The organism is Burkholderia glumae LMG 2196 = ATCC 33617, assembly GCF_000960995.1.
In the GTDB taxonomy this organism is placed as follows: domain Bacteria; phylum Pseudomonadota; class Gammaproteobacteria; order Burkholderiales; family Burkholderiaceae; genus Burkholderia; species Burkholderia glumae.
The window spans coordinates 939038-957410 of record NZ_CP009434.1; the positions used below are offsets into that span (position 1 = coordinate 939038).

An 18373-nucleotide genomic window follows, 5' to 3' on the forward strand; every position below is an offset into this window, starting at 1 on the left:
CTGGCGGCGCGTCGTTCAGTTCAAGGAGATGGCAATCATGACCCAGCAAACCCGGCCCGACGAAGGCGGCCCGCGCGGCCGCGACGCGCAGCTCGAGCAGATGGAGGCGGCGGTCGATCATCTGCATGCGTCGGTCGCGTCGCAGTCGATCGCAACCGGCGCGGCCAAGGGGCTCGCGTTCAGCCTGATCGAGACGCTCGGCGCGCTGATCGGCGACCCGGACCTGCCCGAGCATGCGCGTTCGGGCTATGAGGCGCTGCGCGCCAAGGCCAGCGAGCTGATGGGCTCGCTCGAGCGGCATTGAGCCGGCGGCGCCGGCAGCCCGTGTGGGCGCGCCGGGCCTCGCCGTCGTCGCCGTCGTCGCGCCGGCCCCTGCCTGCGCGGCCTCGGTCCGCCCCATTTCGTGACGAACTCGTGGGCGTTCCGATAGGATCGAAAAAAATTCCCGTCCGATCAACGGCTTGGCGATGCCGGTTCGCCGATATCCACAGGTTTGCCAACAAAAACTGTGGATAACTTTACCTCTGTCACGTCATCCCGATCGGTAGTCGCTACCGATCGCCGATGCCGGCTCCCTGCCAGGTGAGGCACTGCCGCACGCAGGCAGGCGTCCCGCCGGCCCGCCGGCCCCCTTCGCGGCGGCGTCGGGCAGATGCCTCTGAAACGGGCAGCCTGCCGCCGGGCTGCCCGTTTCCCTGACGCGCCGCGGTAAACCGTGCCGGATCAATGCCTTGCGGTGCGCATGCGCAGGAAATCCACAAGCTTGCCAATAGAAACTGTGGACAACAGGCGGCCGACGGCGCGTCGCACGGCCCTGACGCTTTCGTGATACGCCGAAAAAAACGCTGGTAGATCAATGGCTTGAGTTGAATGGCCTCAGGATGTCCACAAGCTTGCCAACAAAAAATGTGGACAACGCGAGTGGGCGGCGCGCAGCCGCGAGTGGCCCGCAGGCAGCGCTGCGCGCGGGATCGAAGGCGGCATCGTGCCGGCGCGTCGCGCGGCGTCGATGCCGGAAACGGCCGGTTGGAATGGTTGCAAACACAACTCATGGCGCCCAAGAGCATTGATCCAAAAAGGTTTTTTTTCACCAAGGCGCGATGCCTATTATGCGGGCAGGCATGCGAAGCGCGTGCCGGATCTCGGTTTCTTGAAAAATAATGCTATTGAATCAATGGGTTGAAGAATTATTGCCGGAGATGTCCACAAGCTTGCCAACAAAAACTGTGGACAAGCCCGGCGTCGCTCCTGCCCCGAACCCATTGTGAGCGATCCGTGGTCGATGAGAAAAAGATGCGTTCGATCAAATGTTTACGGAATGCGTGCGCGAGTCATCCACAAGCTTGCCAACATTTTCTGTGGATAAGCTCGCGCGGGGCGCGGGCGGCCGTCGGCGCGATGGCTCGCCTCGGCCGGCTCGAAGCCGAACGTCTCGTCTCGGCGCGGCGGGAACAGCCGGCGTGATCAGCCGGCGCGATCAGGCCCGGCGGCGTGCCCGATGCAATGAATTGCGCCGCGCATCGGCAGCCAGTCCGAACCGGGCCGGCGCATCTGCCTGCTCGGTGACATCGGCCGGGAAACCGTTTTGCATCAGAGGCTTGGCGCGCCGGTGCGCAGGATATCCACAAGCTTGCCAACAAAAAGCGGGGATAACCGGCGGCGCCGCCACGGTCGGCCGGACCCGAGGCAAGGCGGCAGACACACTGCGGCTCACGCTTCGCCGCGTCGTGCCCGGCACCCCGCCGGCGCTCCGCCGGCGCCCCGGCGGGCGGCGCGCGACCCGGTGATACCATGAGCGCCCCGCTCAAGCCGCTCGTGACCATGCCCGCCAATTTCGACGAACTCGCGTCCCTGATCCGGGCGCAATTTTCCGAGCTGAGCCCGCAGTTCCAGGCCGGCGCCGCGTTTCTGCTCGATCACCCGGACGAGGTCGCGGTGTCGTCGATGCGCAAGCTCGCACAGCGCGCACAGGTGCAGCCGGCCTCGCTGGTGCGGCTCGCGCAGCAGTTCGGCTTTCCCGGCTGGAACGAGTTGCGCGACCTGTTCGTGGCGCGCGTGCGCGCACGGCCGGCGCCGATGACGCAGCGCGCGCGCTCGCTCGTGAAGCCGGGCGCGAAGGCCGCGCTGTCGCACGATCTGCTGGCCGCGCAGCAGCAGAACCTGGCCGACGCGGCCGCGCGCAACCAACGCGCGCTGGCCGAGGCGGCGCGGCTGATCCGCAAGGCGCCGCACGTCCACGTGGCGGGCTTTCGCTCCTGCTATCCGGTGGCGTTCGGGTTCGTCTATGCGTACCGGCTGTTCCGGCCCAGCGTGTCGCTGCTCGCGGGCGTGGCGGGTTCGCTCGAGATGGAGCTGCGCGCGATCGGCCAGGCCAGCGTGACGGTGATCGTCAGCTTCGCGCCTTACTCGACCGAGGCAACGCGGGTGGCGAACATCGCGCGCGAGCGCGGCAGCCGGATCGTGGCGATCACCGACAGCGCCGCGTCGCCGGTCGCGCTGGCTGCCGATGCGACGCTGATCTTCGGGCACGACAGCCCATCGTTCTTTCCTTCGCTGGTGGCCGCGCACGCGCTCGCAGAGGCACTGGTCGCCCAGTTGCTGGCGCTGGAAGGCGGCGGGGCCGTGGCCGCGCTCGAACGCAGTGAAGCGGAACTGCATGCGCGCGGTGCCTACACGGGCTGAACCGCGCCGCGTCTGCCGACATCCCGGGATCGTTTCCCGGGTGGCGGACGAATGTCACGGCGAGAAAAATATCGATATTCTCAGCGCCGAGCTTTTTCAAATTTTGACATTCCTGCCTGGAACGATTTCAACGTAATAATCGAATTCGGTGATTCGCTATTACGAAAAACCGGATGAAAACCCGGCAATCCGGACAGGTTGCAACAGCAACGACGGCGCCTATCAAATGCTTGACTGGCAAGGAAAAACGGGGCGGTAAGTGAATTTTTTGCGATGGGTCTAAGTGAAGCGGAAAAGACTGCTTGTCCTCGAATATTTTCGTTGTTAGTCTGCACGAAACCGAAAAATCGGCGTTCGCCTGATAAATCGGCTTACGAAAGAGAGATAAGGGCCATGACAGCATTTCACGATATCCGTGCCGCGTCGCCGCGCATTGGCGACGTCGTGACACTCAAGACCGGCGGCGCCCGGATGACAGTCACCTATGTCGGCATCGCCAGCGGGGCGATTTACCTGACCTGCCAGTGGTTTGACGACAGCGGCGAATTTCGCCAGCAGCGCTTCGCGGTGGATGCCGTGGTGCGCGAGCCCACCACCATCACGGCCGGCCGCGCGAGCCTGCGCCGGTTCGGCGCCTCGGACGGCGTGGCGCTTTGAACACGCGCGGCCGGCCCGCCTACCGCGCGCCAGCCAGCACCGGGACGGCGCATCCGGCCACGCCCGGCGATAGCTAGGCCGCGGCGCCCGCCCGAGCGGGCGTGGCCCGGTCAGCCGCCATGCCGCATTGCAGCGAATCGACAACGCGCCCGTTCAGGGCGCGTTTGCTTTGGTGGCGGCCTGGTCCGGCGGCGAACCGCTGGCCGCCGTTGCCCGCCCCCAGTTCCCAGCCTGCCGTCCCCTGCCGGGATTCCGCGCGGGCGGCGCGGCAGCCGTTTTGCCCCATCTGGGCGGCATGCTTGGGCGCCCGGGGCGGTGAGGCGGGCTCGCGGGCTTGGCCGGGTGACTCGGGGCGGGTGCCGCGCGGGGGCGGTACCACGGGGATCCGGGGATGGCGGGCTCAGCGGTCCTGCTTTTCGACCCAGGCTTGCTGGAGGGCGACCCGGCGTTGCACGCGGTCGACCAGGCCCGTCGAGAATGTGCTCATGCTGATCGAGCGGCGCGTCTGCACGATCGACCCGGCGAGATTCTTGGCCGGGTTCGGCTGGCGCGCCCAGTAGAGCGTCATCGCCCAGCCCACCACGGTCCAGCCGAACAGGGCGTTGAACAGCGCGAGCGTCAGCTTGTCGTGACGGCCGCGGCGGTCGGCGACGATGGCCGGCAGAAAGTAGACCGCGATTGCGATTACGGCCCCGACGATCTGGATCAGTATTTTCATCCGCATGGGTACTTCTCCTTCCGTGTTGCAGTGCGACGAAGTCGACTGATGTGGGACAGATTGTCGCGCTTTTTCGGATGTTGTGCTGGCAACTGATTGTTGCGCTTCCAGAGATGATCCGGGTCGATCTATTGTTCCGTCACCAATTCGAAGCCTTCCTCGAGCCACCCCGTGATCCCGCCTGGCATAAGCTTCACGGGCCTGTCGGCGCGGGCCAGGCGGAGCGCCGCGCGGGTCGCGCCGTTGCAATGGGGGCCCGCGCAATAGACGACGAACATCGTCCCGATTGGAAAATGCGATAGGCGGCTCGCGACGATCTTGCGGTGCGGAAGATTGATCGCGCCCTTGATGTGGCCGGCCGCGAACAGCTCGGGGCTGCGCACGTCGAGCAGAACGAAATCGGCCGCGCGGCAGGCGAGCGCGTGGTGCACGTCCCAGCAATCGGTCTCGAAACGCAGCGTTGCGGCGAAGTGCCGGGCGGCGGCCGCGCTCTCGGCGGCGGGAATCTCGGTGACGAACGACATGGTTCGGGCTCCTGGTGGCGGGGGCGGAAGGCCGGGCGAACGGGTAGCAGTATCGGCGGCACGCGATCGCGGCGACACTGGCGCGATCGACAACTTCCGGTAACATCGCGCCATGTCCGAGCATCTCGTCGTCGCGCTCGCCTACGATCGTCTCTGCACCTTCGAGTTCGGTTGCGTGGTCGAGCTGTTCGCCCTGCCGCGCCCCGAACTCGAGCGCGCCTGGTACCGCTTCGCCGTCTGCGCGGCCGAGGCCGGGCCGATCCGCGCCGCGGGCGGCGTCACGATGGCCGTGCCGCACCGGCTTGCACTGCTCGGCCGTGCCGACACGATCGTGATTCCCGGCTGGCGCGACCCCGACGAACTGCCGCCCGAGCCGCTGCTGCGCAAGCTGCGCGCGGCGCACCGGCGCGGCGCGCGGCTCTGCTCGATCTGCTCGGGCGTGTTCGTGCTGGCGGCGGCGGGCTTGCTCGACGGCCTGACCGTGACCACCCACTGGCGCTATGTGGAGCGCCTGCGCGCCCGCTATCCGTCGTTGCGGGTGAATCCGGACGCGTTGTACGTGGACGAGGGGCGCGTGATCACCTCGGCCGGTTCGGCCGCGGGACTCGACATGCTGATGCACGTGGTGCGGCGCGATCACGGCAGCGCAGTCGCCAATCGCGTCGCGCAGCGGCTGGTGCTGCCGCCGCATCGAGACGGCGGGCAGGCGCAGTTCGTGCCGCGGCCGGTGGCGCCGGACGGCCAGGACCGGCTCGCGAAGCTGATCGACTGGATGCGCGAGCACGCTGCCGAGCCGCACGCGCGGGCCGCGCTCGCGCGCCGCGCCGCGATGAGCCCGCGCACGCTGCAGCGGCAGTTTCGCGACGCCACGGGGCTCGCGCCCTACGCGTGGCTGATCCGCGAGCGCGTCGGGGTGGCCAAGGAAATGCTGGAGGCCAATCCGGCGCTGCCGCTTGCGCAGGTCGCGGCGCTGGCGGGCTTCGGCTCCGAGGAGTCGCTGCGGCGCCATTTCCGGCGTATCGCGGCCACGAGCCCGGCCGCGTACCGGCGCGGGTTCGACGCGCGCTGACGGCCGCCGCCTTGGCGGGGTGAGCGGCCACTACCGTGCTGGCTGGCTGGCTGGCTGGCTGGCTGGCGCGGCGGGGCGGGGCGGGGCGGGGCGCCGAGCGCAACCGTTCGGCGCCGGGCGCGCCGCGCACCGGCTGGGCCGACCCAGGAAGCCGGCTTCGCGCCGGCGCTGCGCCCCTTCGTCGCCGGCTGCGCCGGCGCGCCCGATGCCGGCGCGCTTGCGCGCGCATCGGCGCTATCATCGACGCTTCGTCTTCACCGATTCCGACACGATCATGACAAGCCCCGCCGACACCACGATCGATCACGGCCGTCTGGCCGATTTCATCGAGCGCAAATGGAACGATGAGATCGTTCACGAGCTGACCGCCTACATCGCGATTCCGGCCAAGAGCCCGGCGTTCGACGCCGACTGGCAGCAGCGCGGCCTGCTCGAACGCGTGGTGGTGGACGCCGCGCAGTGGGCCGCGCGCCAGCCGGTGCGCGGCCTCACGCTCGAGATCGTCCGGCTGCCGGGCCGCACGCCGGTGATCTTCTTCGACGCGCCGGCCACGCGCTCGGGCACCACTGAAACGATTCTGCTCTACGGCCATCTCGACAAGCAGCCCGAATTCGACGGCTGGCGCGCCGACCTGGGCCCGTGGACGCCGAAGTACGAGGGCGGCAAGCTCTACGGCCGGGGCGGCGCCGACGACGGCTATGCGATCTACGCGAGCCTGACGGCGCTGGCCGCGCTCGATGCGCAGGGCATCGAGCGCCCGCGTTGCGTGGGCCTGATCGAGACCTGCGAGGAATCGGGCAGCTTCGACCTGCTGCCCTACGTCGATGCGCTGCGCGACCGGCTCGGCAAGGTCGGCCTGGTGGTCTGCCTCGATTCGGGCGCCGGCAACTACGACCAGCTGTGGCTGACCACCTCGCTGCGCGGCCTCGTGTCCGGCGAACTGCAGGTGGAGGTGCTCGACGAAGGGCTGCATTCGGGCGTGTTCGGCGGCATCGCGCCGTCGAGCTTCCGGATCATGCGGCAGCTGTTCGAGCGGCTCGAGGACGCCTCGAGCGGCAGCCTGCTGCCGCGCGTGTTTCATTGCGAGGTGCCGGCCGGCCGCGTGCGCGAGACCGAGGCGGCCGCGGCCATCCTCGGCGACCTGGTCTGGAAGGGGCTGCCCTGGGCCTGCGGCCAGGACGGCCGCCCGGTGCTGCCCACCACCACCGATCCGCGCGAGGCGCTGCTCAATTCGACCTGGCGGCCCTCGCTGGCCGTGACCGGCGCGGGCGGCCTGCCGCCGCTCGACAACGCCGGCAACGTGCTGCGGCCGAGGACGGCGTTCAAGCTGTCGCTGCGGCTGCCGCCGCTCGTCGACGCGGCGCAGGCGGTGCAGGAGTTGAAGCGCCTGCTCGAACTCGATCCGCCCTACAACGCGAAGGTCACGTTCAAGCCCGACTCCGGCGCGGCCACCGGCTGGAACGCGCCCGAGCTCGCGCCGTGGCTGGCCGCGTCGCTCGACCAGGCGTCGCGCCGCCACTTCGGCGCCGACTGCGCCTACATGGGCCTGGGCGGCACGATTCCGCTGATGAACGTGCTGCAGGCCGGGTTCCCGGCCGCGCAGTTCATGGTGTGCGGCGTGCTGGGGCCGAAATCGAACGCGCACGGGCCGAATGAGTTCCTGCACGTGCCGTATGCCAAGAAGCTGACGGCGGCCGTGGCCGACGTGATCGCCGCCACGCGCTGAGCGGCGCAGCCGGGGACTAGTGGGCCGGGCGGCGTTGCAGGGCTAGTGCGGCGCGCCTGCCGCTACAATGCGGTCCTCGCATTCGATGGAGCATCGACCAGCATGACCGAGCAGGAAGCCGAACGGATCGCCACCCACCGTCATTACAAGGGCGGCCTCTATCGCGTGATCGGCACCGCGCGCCACTCGGAGACGGACGAGCCGCACGTCGTGTACGAACACCTCTGGCCGCACGAGCGCGGCCTGTGGGTGCGCCCCGTCTCGCTCTTCCACGACACGCTGGCCGGCGGCCGTCCGCGTTTCCTCGCGCTGGGCGACTAGCCGCGGCTGCGGCCGAATCGCTGCCGGGCCGCCGCGCTCAGCCTCCGGCGAGTGCGGCCCTCAGCTCTCGCGGCGCGTCACCCACGGCCACCTCGGGCGTGGCGTGCCAGTCGGCCAGCCGGCGGATCGCACGCGCGACGTCGGCGGTGAGCCCGCTGCCGAGCCTCACGCCCGGCTCGACGTGCACGGCCTTCAGTTCGAACACGCCCTGCGCGCGATGCGCCTTGGCGTCCACGCGGCCGACCAGCTTGCCGCGATGCAGCACCGGCAGGCAGAAGTAGCCGTAGCGGCGCTTGTGCGCGGGCGTATAGCACTCGATCGTATAGTCGAAGCCGAACAGCTGCGAGGCGCGCCGCCGATCCCAGACCACCGGGTCGAACGGCGAGAGCAGGGTGGTCACCGACGAGCGCAGCGTGTCGTCGGCCGCGCGCGCGAGCAGCGGCGCGAGATCGCGATGCACGAAGGCGTCCTGCTTCCAGCCCTCCACGGCCACCGGCAGCAGCTCGCCCGCATCGGCCAGCGCGTGCAGTTCGTCACGATAGCTGCGCTTGGGCAGCCGGTAGTAATCGGCCACCCAGTCCGCGCGCGCGATGCCGAGCGCGCGGCAGGTATTGCGCAGCAGTTGCGGCATCACCTCGTCAGGCTTCGGCAGGTCGCGCGCGTCGTCCCAGTGCGGCAGCACGCGCTCCCGGACGTCGTAGATGCGCTGGAAATTGTGGCGCGCGGCCACCATCAGCTGCCCGGTCGAGAACAGCACCTCCAGATGGCGCTTCTCCGGTTTCCAGTCCCACCAGCCGCTGCCCTTCTCGCCGGCCGCGCGCGCGAAATCGGCCGAGCGCACCGGCCCGGTCGCGCGCACCCGTTCGAGCAGTGCGTCGATCGCGTCGCGATGCTGGCCGTGCCAGCCGGCCGCGTATTTCCAGCCCATCCGCTGCGGGTCGAGCATGCGGTGGCGCATCAGCCCGAACGCCTCGATCGGCAGGAAGCAGGCCTCGTGCGACCAGTACTCGAACAGGCTCGCCTCGGCCAGATGCTCGTCGAGCCATTGCGGCGGGTAGGGGCTGAGCCGGCTGAACAGCACCAGGTAGGGGCTGCGCGCGACCACATGGATCGTGTCGATCTGCAGTTGCGCCATGCGGCGGATCGCATCGAGCACGTCGGCCTTGACGGCCTTGCGGCGCGGCGCACCGAGCAGGCCCTGGGCGGCCAGATGCAGCGAGCGGGCGGCGTTGAGCGAGAGCGGGGCAGACGCGGTCATGGCGGCCAGGGCGGGGAGTGGAAACGGGACATCACTGTAGCGCGAATCGGCGGCACGCTCGGGTGGACGCCATGCCGGGCCCGCCACGCTCGTGCCACATATCTGACAATCGTTGACAGATGGGCGCCGCGAGTTTCCCTATAGTGTCGAGCATGCCTTGACGGTTCATCGTCAACGGTTCGCTCCCGACGCACATATGTCAATGGCACGCAGGGCGCGAATCCGGGCGTGGCGACGCTGTTGCCGGCCCGGACTCATTGGCGCGGACATCCGAACGGTCTTCGACCGGACCCGGATGTCCGCCGATTTCTTTTGCGCGGCCGATGCGCTTCGGTGCGGACGCACGGCGGCGCGGCCGCCACGGCGTTCTTCCGGCCGGCTTTGCGCCGTTTTCCCGTTTCGCCTCTCACCCGTGCCTCGCCGGCGCGGCGGGCCGGCGTCGCGCGTCAGCCGCGCTTGCCGCGCGCGATCTCGTCGCCCGCATTCGGCGCGAGCCGGCGCGTGATTGGAATCGATGCGAACGAGCAGAGCCCCACCACCAGGAATGCCGGCCAGAAATCGGACCACTGCACCGAGGGATGGCCGCGCAGCGCCACCGACAGATGCAGCACGATGCCGGCCACCGTCACGCCGAGGCCCAGCGACATCTGCTGGACCACGCTGCCGAGGCTGGTGGCGCGGCCGATGTCGCGCGGCGCGATCTCGGCGTAGATCACCGAGTTGAGGCTGGTGAACTGCAGCGCGGGGAACACGCCGCCCACCAGCACGATTACCCAGATCGCCCAGGTCGGCATGCCCGGATAGAAGGTGCCGTACATCGCGATGGCAAGGCCGGCGAGCGCGGCGTTCACCATCAGCACGCGGCGAAAGCCGTAGCGGCGCAGCAGCTTCTGCGACAGCAGCCGCGAGAGCGTGCCGCCCACCGCCGATGCGCAGGTCACGAGCCCGGAGGTGAACGCGCTCATGCCGAGCCCCTCCTGCAGCGTCAGCGGCAGCAGGAACGGCACTGCGCCGAGTCCGATGCGAAACAGCGAGCCGCCCGCCACGCTCGCATGGAAGGTGGGAATCTTCAGGAACCGCAGGTCGAGCACCGGCTGCGCGGCGCGCCGCGCATAGAGCACGTAGCCGCTCAGCAGCAGGCCGCCCGCCACGCACATCAGGAACGCGGCGCGCTGGCTGACGAGCGCGCCGTCCAGCATGGTGAGCCCCATCAGCAGCAGCGAGGCGCCCGCGGCCGACAGCAGGAAGCCGAACCAGTCGAGCGGCCCCGGGTTCGGCTCGTGCGTGTTGGCGATGTACTTGTTGGCGAGATAGATGCCGTAGATGCCCACCGGCACGTTGATGAAGAAGATCAGGCGCCAGTGCAGGTAGGTGGTGAGGAAGCCGCCGAGCAGCGGCCCGAACGCGGGGCCGAAGAGGGCGGGCAGGCTCAGGTAGTTCATCGCGCGGATCAGGTCCGAGCGCGGCACCGCGCGAAAAATGATGATGCGCCCGACCGGCACCATCATCGCGCCGCCCACGCCCTGCACGAAGCGCGCGAACGTGAACAGCGCGAGGTTGGTGGAGGCCGCGCACATCAGCGAGCCGGCCACGAAGATGCCGATCGCGGTGCGGAACACGGTGCGCGCGCCGTAGCGGTCGGCCAGCCAGCCGCAGATCGGGATGAACACGCCGAGCCCCACGACGTAGGCGGTGATCGCGATGTTGAGCGTGACGGGGCTGTGGCCGAAGGCCCGGGCCATCGCGGGCAAGGCGGTGACGATGATGTTGGCGTCCACCGTCTCCATGAACAACGCGCAGGCGACGATCAGCGGTGCGATGAAGGGATGGACGACGGGCGGCATGGCGATCGACGCGCGGCAAAGGCGCCATTATTGCATCGATCCCGCCCCGGCGTCGGCGCGACCGCCGCCGCCAGTGACCTGGACGAACGGCCAGGCGCCGTGGGCGAGCCGCGCGCTTTTCGCAGCGGAGGCTCGCGACGGCTGGCGGCATCGGGTGCCGGAGCCGGCGCGTTCGCTTCGGCAGCCCCGGCGCGCCGCGCGAGCCACGGCGGCGGCGGGCCAGGCCCGCGCGCCCGGCCTCGGGCGGACAAAGGCACGGCACGCCACGTGCTACGGCCATGCGCGGCGCGGCCGGGGCCGGCTCGCGCGCGTGCCGGGCGCGGTCATGACGGCGCCCGTACCGCATGCCGGCCGGCCCGGCCGGGCACCGGCCAGCCGCCCGAATGCGCGCGCGGGCGCCGCTTCCGGCCTGCCCGACGGAAGCGGTGGTGCGCTGCGCAACCCAGGCATCGGGCTAGCTCAGGCATCATCGAGCCTTCGGATAGTCGAGAAAAAGGAACGAAGATGGCGATCTTACCCGAGCAGCCCATGTCGAACCCCGCGCCGGAAGCGGCGGCCCAAGCCCGCCGCGCGTTGCGCGTCAGCTCTACGAAAACCGTGGCCGTGGCGGCACGGCGCCGTGCACGGCACGCCCTCGGCCATCGCGCGGGCTCCATGCTCGTGCTCGCGGCCGCGTTCGTGTCGTTGCCCGCCTGCTCCGACATGAACACGGCGCAGTCGGCCACGCCGGCGGCCGCGCGTGCCGCCGGTACCGACGCCGCGGCGGCCGCCGCGCAGCCTGCCGGCCTGCTGCCGCCGCCGAGCCAGCTCTATGGCGACCTGTTCGTGGCCGTGCAGACCGCGCAGCTGTTTCCGGATCAGAAGACCTTCGTCGATTCGACGCCCGACGCCGATCCGTCCACGATCGTGCAGTTCTACGCGCAGCAGAAGGATGCGCCGGGCTTTTCGCTGCGCGAGTTCGTCGCCAAGCACTTCACGCCGCCGGTGGACAGCGTGGTCACGCCGCCCGCGAACCAGACGCTGCGCGCCCACATCGACTGGCTGTGGCCGCGCCTGACGCGCAACACCGACGGCGCGCCGCGCTACGGCTCGCTGATCGCGCTGCCCAAGCCATACGTGGTGCCGGGCGGCCGCTTCCGCGAAGGCTACTACTGGGACAGCTACTTCACGATGCTCGGCCTGCAGGACGCCGGGCGCGAGGATCTGGTCGACGCGATGCTCGACAACTTCGCCTACCTGATCGATACGGTCGGCCACGTGCCGAACGGCAATCGCACCTACTACGCGAGCCGCTCGCAGCCGCCGTTCTTCGCCTACATGGTCGAGCTGGCCGCGAAGAAGGAGGGCAACGGCGTCTACCAGAAGTATCTGCCGGCGCTGCGCAAGGAATATGCTTACTGGATGCAGGGTGAAGCGAGCACGCCGCGCGGCAGCGCGTCGGCGCACGTGGTGGCGATGCCCGACGGCGCGATCCTGAACCGCTACTGGGATGCGAGCGCGACGCCGCGCGACGAATCCTACCTCGAGGACGTGCAGACTGCGCGCGCGGCCACGGGCCGGCCCGCGGCCGAGGTGTGGCGCGACCTGCGCGCCGGTGCCGAGAGCGGCTGGGACTACAGCTCGCGCTGGCTCGGCGACGGCCGCACGCTCGCCACCATCCGCACCACCGCGATCGTGCCGGTCGACCTGAACAGCCTGATGTACCACCTGGAGAAGACCATCGTGAAGGGCTGCGGCGTCACGCACGATGTCGCCTGCGTGGCCGATTTTTCCGCGCGCGCCGCGCGCCGCGACGCCGCGATCAACCGCTATCTGTGGAATCCGGCCGGCTATTACGGCGACTATGACTGGCAGCTCGGCAAGCCGCGTGACGGACTCAGCGCGGCCGCGCTCTACCCGCTCTACGCCGGCGCGGCCACCCCCGAGCACGCGATCTCCACCGCCCAGCACGTGCGCGACACGCTGCTGCAGCCGGGCGGCCTCGCCACCACCACCCGCAACACCGGCCAGCAGTGGGATGCGCCGAACGGCTGGGCTCCGCTGCAATGGATCGCGATCCAGGGGCTCACGCGCTACGGCGAACGCCCGCTCGCCGACGAGATCGGCAAGCGTTTCCTGGCCGACGTGAAGGGCGTGTACGCGCGCGAGGGCAAGCTCGTCGAGAAGTACGTGGTGGAGGGGGCCGGCGTGGGCGGCGGCGGCGGGGAGTACCCGCTGCAGGACGGCTTCGGCTGGACCAACGGCGTGACCGCGAAGCTGCTCGACCGCTACGGACAGTAATGAAACCGGCCCGCCGCCGGATTCCGGCGACGGGCCGCTCGCGCGCAGCGGCGCTCAGAGGAACGCGTGCGATACCTGCGCGCCCGGTTGCGGCATGCGGCGCGAGCTCGGCTGGTCGTGCGGCTCGACGTGCGTGGTAGCCGCGCCGAACAGCACCAGGCGATAGCCGATCGAATAGATCGGGATGATGCGCATGTTCTTGTCGTTGTCGAGCTTGAGCTTCGAGCGGATCCGCGAGATGTGCGTGTCGAGCGTGCGCGACGACACGCCGAGCTCGCGGCCCCACACGGCTTCCTGAATCGCGTGGCGCGGCACGACCTTGTTCATGTTGTCGAGCAGGAATTCGACGACGTCGAATTCGCGCGGCGTGATGTCGATCGGTGCGCCGTCGATGTCGATCGAACGGCGGACGAAGTTGATTTTTATGTTGTCGATGTACAGATACTTGCAATCCATGATGGTCCTCGCAATTGTCTGGTGGCCCCGAAGCGGAACGCTTAATACCACGCAATATCCGGGCCATGCCGAGCGGGACCGCGCATCGTCGTCGGTCTGAATCGCTAGTGGCATGATTTGAAAGAAAATATTGATCGGGAGCTGCGGGTGGGGGCGCTCGCCGAGGGGATGAGTTGGTCAGAACGTGACGAAGTGTTACGTAGCACCCGGGCGCGCGTTACGAACGCGTTACGTTGCAGCGACGGCACGCGGGCCGGGCGTGTTGCTTACGGCGAAACGGTCGGGACGTTCGATTCGTGAGGCGAGATGGCCTGCAGGGCGGCTGCGGGCCGGGCGGCAGCGCAAGGCGAGGGCGGCGCTATCGGACGGGCGCAGCGCGCCGCTGCGCGATGCGGCGGCGCGAGTCTGGATTCGACCGGGGATCGCCGTGGTGAGCCACAGGGCGCGGGCAAAGGCGGGGGGCCGGGAGCGGGCTGGAAGCAGAACGCGGAAGCTGCGAACCTCGGTGAGTGAACCACGGGGAGCGACGTCGGCGCCTACGCGCGGGCTGGCGCAGGCGGTGCGGAGCCGCTCGCGCGCTCGTCGCCGCATGAGGCCTGAGCGACGCGCGGGCCGCTCAGCGCTCGACGATCGTGAAGCCCTGCGTTTCGGGCGTGGTCGCGCAGCGATCGACGGCCTGCAGCCGCCATGCGCCGCTCGGCGTGCCGCTGCCGAGCACGGCGGTGCCGTGGCCGTCGGCGCGCGAGGCGGCCGAGGCGCGTTCGATCGACAGCCCCTGCAGCCGGCACAACGCCTCGTCGCCGTCGGCGGCGCACAGCGCCACCGCGCCCTCGACGTGTTTCACCTTGCCCCAGCAGGGCAGATCGATGCCCTGATGCGCCTCGCGCGACCAGAGCTGTTCATCGGTATCGACCCACAGGACGGCGTAGGACGGCTGGCGTGCGGTCTGACTGGTTCCATTGATCCGAATCGTGAGGCGCATGAGAACTCCTGAAGCGGGACATGGGAAAAAGGTCGAATAAACAGTCTAGAAGCCCTCCCGCTAAACTCAAGGCTCGCGCGCAATGAAATTGCCGCGTCGCTCGAGCGTAGGCCCTGGCTTCGCGGCATCGGCACCGCGCCGCCGGAATATCGATTCCCGAATCGATCGTTTTGGCGCGCCGCGGGCCGTTGATAGATTGGCGTTTCGTTCCCCATACGGAGATGCCGATGTCCACGCCCGACCTCATCACGCCCCGTGCTCCGGCCGTCGACGCACCGGCCGGCGCTGCCGCGTCCGCCCCCGCGTTTGATGCCGCGCCCGCGCACCGAATCACGTCCGACCAGGAGGCGATCGAGGTGGCCCGCGAACTGGCCGAGCGCCTGGCGGCCGGCGCGATCGAGCGCGACCGCGAGCGCCGGCTGCCGCGCGAGGAGATCGAATGGTTCTCGCGCTCGGGGCTGTGGGCGATCACGGTGCCGAAGGCCTACGGCGGTGCGGGCGTGTCGTTCGTCACCCTGGTCGAGGTGATCCGGCTGATCTCGGCGGCCGACCCGTCGCTCGGCCAGTTGCCGCAGAACCACTTCGGGCTGGTGGACGTGATCGCGCTGACCGGCAGCGAGGCGCAGAAGCGCGCGTTCTTCGCCGAGGTGCTGGCCGGCCGGCGCTTCGGCAACGGCTTCTCGGAGAAGGGTACGAAGCATGTGCTCGACCTGAAGACGACGATCGTGCGCGACGGCGACCACTGGCGCGTAAACGGCACCAAGTTCTATTCCACGGGCGCGCTGTTCGCGCACTACGTGCCGGTGCTCGGCCTCGACGCCGACCGCCAGGCGTGGCTCGCCTACGTTCCGAGCGGCACGCCCGGGCTGACCGTGATCGACGACTGGTCGGGCTTCGGCCAGCGCACCACGGCGAGCGGCACGGTGCGGCTGGAGCAGGTGGTGGTGCCCGACTCGCACGTGTTTCCGGCGCAGCGCGTGTCGGACCAGCCGACCCTGAACGGCCCGCTTTCGCAGATCCTCCAGGCCGCGATCGACGCCGGCATCGCGCGGGCGGCGCTCGACGATACGCTGCGCTTCGTGCGCGAGCGCTCGCGGCCGTGGGTGGACAGCGGCGTGGCGCGCGCGGCCGACGATCCGTTGACGCTGAGCGAGACCGGCAAGCTGGTGATCTCGCTGCACGCCGCCGACGCGCTGCTCGACCGCGCGGCGCGCACGCTCGACGCGCTGGCCGCGCGCGGCGAGCTGAGCGACGAGGATGTTGCGCGCGCATCGGTCGAGGTGGGCGAGGCCAAGGTGCTGACCACCGAGGCCGCGCTGCTCGCGAGCCAGAAGCTGCTGGAACTGGCGGGCACGCAGGCCACGCTCGCCGTGTACGGCCTCGACCGGCACTGGCGCAACGCGCGCACGCACACGCTGCACGATCCGGTGCGCTGGAAATACCATCTGGTCGGCAATTACTACCTGAACGGCGCGAGGCCGGCCCGGCATGCGTGGAATTGATACCGATGCACGCCGGCACTCGATGGTGGACAGACGTGTCGGTCTATCGGGAGGCGGTTGATCGGCTGTCCTGACGGACGGAGGGCGAGTCGCCAGGCCGTGGTCCTGACTCGGTGCCGAAGCGGCGCGACGGGCTGACTTCGCGCCGCGTACAAATGTACCGGCTAGTGAACCGAGGCGACTTCGAGCAGGCGGTCGAGCGCGGTATAGATCGCGCGCAGGCCGTCCGCGCCGAGTTGTTGTTCGAGCTGGCGATCCTGGTCGTCGATGCGCTGGCCGATCTTGCGCGCCAGCTGGCGGCTGCGCTCGGTCAGTGCCACGAGCAGCCGGCGCTGGTCCTCGGTCGAACGCATGCGCGTGATCAGGCCGTCGCGCTCGAGCCGTTCGAGCACGCCCGTCAGGCTGGGGCTGAGGATGCAGCAGCGCTTGGCGATCTGGCCGGCTTCGAGTTCGCCACGCGGTTCGCCATCGAGTAAGCGGATGATCCGCCATTGCTGCTCGGTCAGCGACGCTTCCTTGAGGATCGGACGGAAGCGGCCGACCAGCGCCTCGCGAGCTTCCAGCAGCAACATCGTTAGATTGCGATGGTCAATCGTGCGATTCATGTAAATCGGTTCGGTGTTGGTATTGCGAGCAAGGTAACAATCTTAACAGGACGAAATGTTTTCGACTCGTCCTGTTTCGATGAAATTCGTATGTCGATACGCTTGAATTTGTGAATGAATTAAGCATTTCGACGGAAATCGACGCAGCAATTTCCGCTTCGTTCCGATGTCGTTCGTTGTCGATACGGCAAAGGCGCGGCGTCCGCCAGCGGCCGGCGAACCTCGGCCGCGCGGGGGCGCGAGTGCCGTCCGGCGTGGCGTGACAGTTCGGGAAAACCCTGGTGGCGCCGCCGCGCGAGCCGGCGCATCCGGCCGGCGCAGCCGGAAAAAGAGGATTACTGACAATGTCAGATGGTGGGAAGCGCCGCGCGCGGGCTCAATCGTCGAAGCCGATCTCGGCCTCGAGCGGCAGGCCGGTTTCGAGTACGCCGGCTCCGGCGCTCGCGAGCACCGCATGCTTGCCGAACGTCAGCGCGCCGCCGAAGCGTGCGCTCGCGCGATAGGTGCTCAGTGTGTCGAGCGGCTCGTGCGGCCACTGCGGATGCGGGCCGCCGAGCGTCTGGTCGATGTCGGGGATCGGGCAGCGCGTGCAGAGCTTGACGAGCCTGAGCCGGATCGGACCCGAGGCGGTCTGCACGTCCAGCTGCTCGACGAAATCCTCCTCGTAGGCCGCGAGCCCCGCGATCACCAGGTTCGGGCGGAAGCGGTCCATGCCCACCGCCGGCACGCCGCGCCGTGCGAGCCGCGCGTTCAGATCGTCGAGCGAGGACTGGCCGACCACCATCACCGGGAAGCCGTCGGCGAACTGAGTGTGGGTGCTGAGCCGGCCGGTCCACTCGCGGCTCACCTCGCGACGCACCTCTGGCGAGAAGCGCATCAGCCGCACCGTGATGCCCAGATAGTCGCTGAACCACTGCGCCGTGGCCGCGCCGGTGTCGAGCGCGTCGAAGCTGCTGCCCCAGACCGTGACGCGCAGCGTCGGCGCGCCCTGGTGGGCGCGTGGGTCGAGCGGTGTGCACAGTGTGGGCATGCCGGGCGCGTCGACCAGCAGCTCGGTTTCGCCGATCGCGACGCGCACCAGCGCGAGCCTGGCGTGCTCGCGCTGCGTGACCATCGCGCCGGACGGCTCCGCCACCATCCAGCCGCGGTCGTGTTCCAGGCCGCTTTCCAGCAGCCGCGCGCGCGTGACCGATATGCCGGCACAGGACTTGATCGGATAGAGGAACAGTTCACTGAGGATCGGCATGACGGTGGGCGTGCGGGGCGCGCGAGGTGCGGGGAATCCGGATTCTGCCAGATCGATGATCCGGAGGGGGCGGTGGTATCGAGCTACCGTTTCGCCGTGGCTGTTTGCGAGCAGCAGGTCGGACACCTGGAGGCGCGAGAAATGCACGCCGAGCGGATTGACCCAGACGTGGTCGGGCAGTTCGGGATCGCGCGCGGTGATGTGATCCGCGAAACCGTGCGCGAAGCCGTGCTGCGCGAAGATCCGGAACGCGCCGGCGAGCCGCTCGAGCTTCGGGCCGATCCGTCGGCACTTCGCCCTGAAGCCGCATTTGCTGCGTGCCTCGCTTTATCGCAAACACCCCGTCATACGCTTCTCGACGTGGCATGAACTGACCGAGGTCACCCGTAGTCCGCCTTCGGCATGAAACATGCCGGTCACGCTTGCGCCCCTTGTGAACATACTCCGCTGACGTGACGGCGCCGGACGAACGCTCGTCCGTGATGTCCATCAATATCCCTTTG

Annotated in this window: 16 protein-coding genes and 2 pseudogenes; 9 read left to right on the top strand and 9 right to left on the bottom strand. The window is 69.0% G+C overall.

Annotated elements, in window-relative coordinates:
• Positions 1-37 precede the first annotated feature (37 nt).
• The 3 genes from KS03_RS05310 (at position 38) to KS03_RS05320 (ending at position 3339) form a co-directional block, all read left to right on the top strand.
• On the top strand, positions 38-304 hold the full coding sequence (locus KS03_RS05310; RefSeq protein ID WP_015877826.1) for a hypothetical protein: 267 nt from the start codon (positions 38-40) through the stop codon (positions 302-304).
• 1517 nt (positions 305-1821) lie between these two features.
• Positions 1822-2682 (top strand): MurR/RpiR family transcriptional regulator, encoded by an 861-nt coding sequence (locus KS03_RS05315; protein WP_015877825.1) that lies wholly within the window; start codon positions 1822-1824, stop codon positions 2680-2682.
• Between the two features lie 393 nt (positions 2683-3075).
• Positions 3076-3339: a YodC family protein gene (locus tag KS03_RS05320; protein ID WP_015877824.1), complete on the top strand. Its 264-nt coding sequence runs from the start codon at positions 3076-3078 to the stop codon at positions 3337-3339.
• 400 nt (positions 3340-3739) lie between these two features.
• On the opposite strand, the gene KS03_RS05325 is transcribed toward KS03_RS05320, so the two are convergent.
• Both KS03_RS05325 and KS03_RS05330 read right to left on the bottom strand, forming a co-directional pair.
• Positions 3740-4063 carry a superinfection immunity protein gene (locus tag KS03_RS05325; RefSeq protein ID WP_015877823.1) on the bottom strand — a complete coding sequence of 108 codons (324 nt, stop codon included), beginning with the start codon at positions 4061-4063 and terminating at the stop codon, positions 3740-3742.
• 122 nt (positions 4064-4185) lie between these two features.
• Positions 4186-4581: a rhodanese-like domain-containing protein gene (locus tag KS03_RS05330; RefSeq protein ID WP_015877822.1), complete on the bottom strand. Its 396-nt coding sequence runs from the start codon at positions 4579-4581 to the stop codon at positions 4186-4188.
• A 112-nt stretch (positions 4582-4693) separates the two neighbouring features.
• On the opposite strand from KS03_RS05330, the gene ftrA reads away from it, so the two are divergent.
• The 3 genes from ftrA to KS03_RS05345 all read left to right on the top strand — a co-directional run bounded on the left by ftrA (position 4694) and on the right by KS03_RS05345 (position 7697).
• Entirely contained in the window at positions 4694-5650 is a 957-nt protein-coding gene (gene ftrA / locus KS03_RS05335) for a transcriptional regulator FtrA (RefSeq protein WP_015877821.1), read from the top strand.
• A gap of 274 nt (positions 5651-5924) precedes the next feature.
• Entirely contained in the window at positions 5925-7376 is a 1452-nt protein-coding gene (locus tag KS03_RS05340) for a M20 family metallopeptidase (protein ID WP_035976844.1), read from the top strand.
• Positions 7377-7478: 102 nt separating this feature from the next.
• Complete coding sequence (locus tag KS03_RS05345) at positions 7479-7697, top strand: DUF1653 domain-containing protein (protein WP_015877819.1); 219 nt, start codon at positions 7479-7481, stop codon at positions 7695-7697.
• A 37-nt stretch (positions 7698-7734) separates the two neighbouring features.
• On the opposite strand, the gene KS03_RS05350 is transcribed toward KS03_RS05345, so the two are convergent.
• Both KS03_RS05350 and KS03_RS05355 read right to left on the bottom strand, forming a co-directional pair.
• A complete protein-coding gene (locus tag KS03_RS05350) occupies positions 7735-8955 on the bottom strand; it encodes a winged helix-turn-helix domain-containing protein (RefSeq protein ID WP_015877818.1) in 1221 nt (406 codons plus the stop codon).
• Between the two features lie 446 nt (positions 8956-9401).
• Positions 9402-10799: an MFS transporter gene (locus KS03_RS05355; RefSeq protein WP_015877817.1), complete on the bottom strand. Its 1398-nt coding sequence runs from the start codon at positions 10797-10799 to the stop codon at positions 9402-9404.
• Positions 10800-11453: 654 nt separating this feature from the next.
• Between KS03_RS05355 and treA the strand changes: the two genes are divergently transcribed.
• Entirely contained in the window at positions 11454-13079 is a 1626-nt protein-coding gene (treA, locus tag KS03_RS05360; RefSeq protein ID WP_015877816.1) for an alpha,alpha-trehalase TreA, read from the top strand.
• Between the two features lie 54 nt (positions 13080-13133).
• On the opposite strand, the gene KS03_RS05365 is transcribed toward treA, so the two are convergent.
• On the bottom strand, positions 13134-13535 hold the full coding sequence (locus tag KS03_RS05365; protein ID WP_015877815.1) for a winged helix-turn-helix domain-containing protein: 402 nt from the start codon (positions 13533-13535) through the stop codon (positions 13134-13136).
• Positions 13536-14151: 616 nt separating this feature from the next.
• Positions 14152-14517, bottom strand: coding sequence for a DUF3564 domain-containing protein (locus tag KS03_RS05370; protein ID WP_015877814.1), 366 nt, complete (start codon positions 14515-14517; stop codon positions 14152-14154).
• Positions 14518-14744: 227 nt separating this feature from the next.
• Here KS03_RS05370 and KS03_RS05375 point away from each other — a divergent pair, with 227 nt between their 5' ends.
• Positions 14745-16019 carry an SfnB family sulfur acquisition oxidoreductase gene (locus tag KS03_RS05375; protein ID WP_015877813.1) on the top strand — a complete coding sequence of 425 codons (1275 nt, stop codon included), beginning with the start codon at positions 14745-14747 and terminating at the stop codon, positions 16017-16019.
• A 164-nt stretch (positions 16020-16183) separates the two neighbouring features.
• On the opposite strand, the gene hpaR is transcribed toward KS03_RS05375, so the two are convergent.
• From hpaR to KS03_RS33320, 3 genes and pseudogenes are all read right to left on the bottom strand, one after another.
• Positions 16184-16624: a homoprotocatechuate degradation operon regulator HpaR gene (gene hpaR / locus KS03_RS05380; RefSeq protein ID WP_015877812.1), complete on the bottom strand. Its 441-nt coding sequence runs from the start codon at positions 16622-16624 to the stop codon at positions 16184-16186.
• Between the two features lie 376 nt (positions 16625-17000).
• Positions 17001-17870 carry an MOSC domain-containing protein gene (locus KS03_RS05385; RefSeq protein ID WP_015877811.1) on the bottom strand — a complete coding sequence of 290 codons (870 nt, stop codon included), beginning with the start codon at positions 17868-17870 and terminating at the stop codon, positions 17001-17003.
• A gap of 141 nt (positions 17871-18011) precedes the next feature.
• A pseudogene (locus tag KS03_RS33320) lies at positions 18012-18152 on the bottom strand (class II aldolase/adducin family protein); the annotation flags it as partial.
• Here KS03_RS33320 and KS03_RS32640 point away from each other — a divergent pair.
• Positions 18136-18276, top strand: a pseudogene (locus KS03_RS32640) (IS6 family transposase); the annotation flags it as partial. The pseudogenes KS03_RS33320 and KS03_RS32640 overlap by 17 nt on opposite strands.
• Positions 18277-18373 lie beyond the last annotated feature (97 nt).

What these genes read in the sequence shown, in the direction of transcription:
- KS03_RS05375 (WP_015877813.1), top strand. Translation starts at nt 14,745, where the DNA reads ATGTCCACGCCCGACCTCATCACGCCCCGTGCTCCGGCCGTCGACGCA.
- KS03_RS05325 (WP_015877823.1), bottom strand. Translation starts at nt 4,063, where the DNA reads ATGCGGATGAAAATACTGATCCAGATCGTCGGGGCCGTAATCGCAATC.
- KS03_RS05385 (WP_015877811.1), bottom strand. Translation starts at nt 17,870, where the DNA reads ATGCCGATCCTCAGTGAACTGTTCCTCTATCCGATCAAGTCCTGTGCC.
- treA (WP_015877816.1), top strand. Translation starts at nt 11,454, where the DNA reads ATGCTCGTGCTCGCGGCCGCGTTCGTGTCGTTGCCCGCCTGCTCCGAC.
- KS03_RS05350 (WP_015877818.1), bottom strand. Translation starts at nt 8,955, where the DNA reads ATGACCGCGTCTGCCCCGCTCTCGCTCAACGCCGCCCGCTCGCTGCAT.
- ftrA (WP_015877821.1), top strand. Translation starts at nt 4,694, where the DNA reads ATGTCCGAGCATCTCGTCGTCGCGCTCGCCTACGATCGTCTCTGCACC.
- KS03_RS05370 (WP_015877814.1), bottom strand. Translation starts at nt 14,517, where the DNA reads ATGCGCCTCACGATTCGGATCAATGGAACCAGTCAGACCGCACGCCAG.
- KS03_RS05310 (WP_015877826.1), top strand. Translation starts at nt 38, where the DNA reads ATGACCCAGCAAACCCGGCCCGACGAAGGCGGCCCGCGCGGCCGCGAC.
- KS03_RS05355 (WP_015877817.1), bottom strand. Translation starts at nt 10,799, where the DNA reads ATGCCGCCCGTCGTCCATCCCTTCATCGCACCGCTGATCGTCGCCTGC.
- KS03_RS05330 (WP_015877822.1), bottom strand. Translation starts at nt 4,581, where the DNA reads ATGTCGTTCGTCACCGAGATTCCCGCCGCCGAGAGCGCGGCCGCCGCC.
- KS03_RS05315 (WP_015877825.1), top strand. Translation starts at nt 1,822, where the DNA reads ATGCCCGCCAATTTCGACGAACTCGCGTCCCTGATCCGGGCGCAATTT.
- KS03_RS05365 (WP_015877815.1), bottom strand. Translation starts at nt 13,535, where the DNA reads ATGGATTGCAAGTATCTGTACATCGACAACATAAAAATCAACTTCGTC.
- KS03_RS05340 (WP_035976844.1), top strand. Translation starts at nt 5,925, where the DNA reads ATGACAAGCCCCGCCGACACCACGATCGATCACGGCCGTCTGGCCGAT.
- KS03_RS05320 (WP_015877824.1), top strand. Translation starts at nt 3,076, where the DNA reads ATGACAGCATTTCACGATATCCGTGCCGCGTCGCCGCGCATTGGCGAC.
- KS03_RS05345 (WP_015877819.1), top strand. Translation starts at nt 7,479, where the DNA reads ATGACCGAGCAGGAAGCCGAACGGATCGCCACCCACCGTCATTACAAG.
- hpaR (WP_015877812.1), bottom strand. Translation starts at nt 16,624, where the DNA reads ATGAATCGCACGATTGACCATCGCAATCTAACGATGTTGCTGCTGGAA.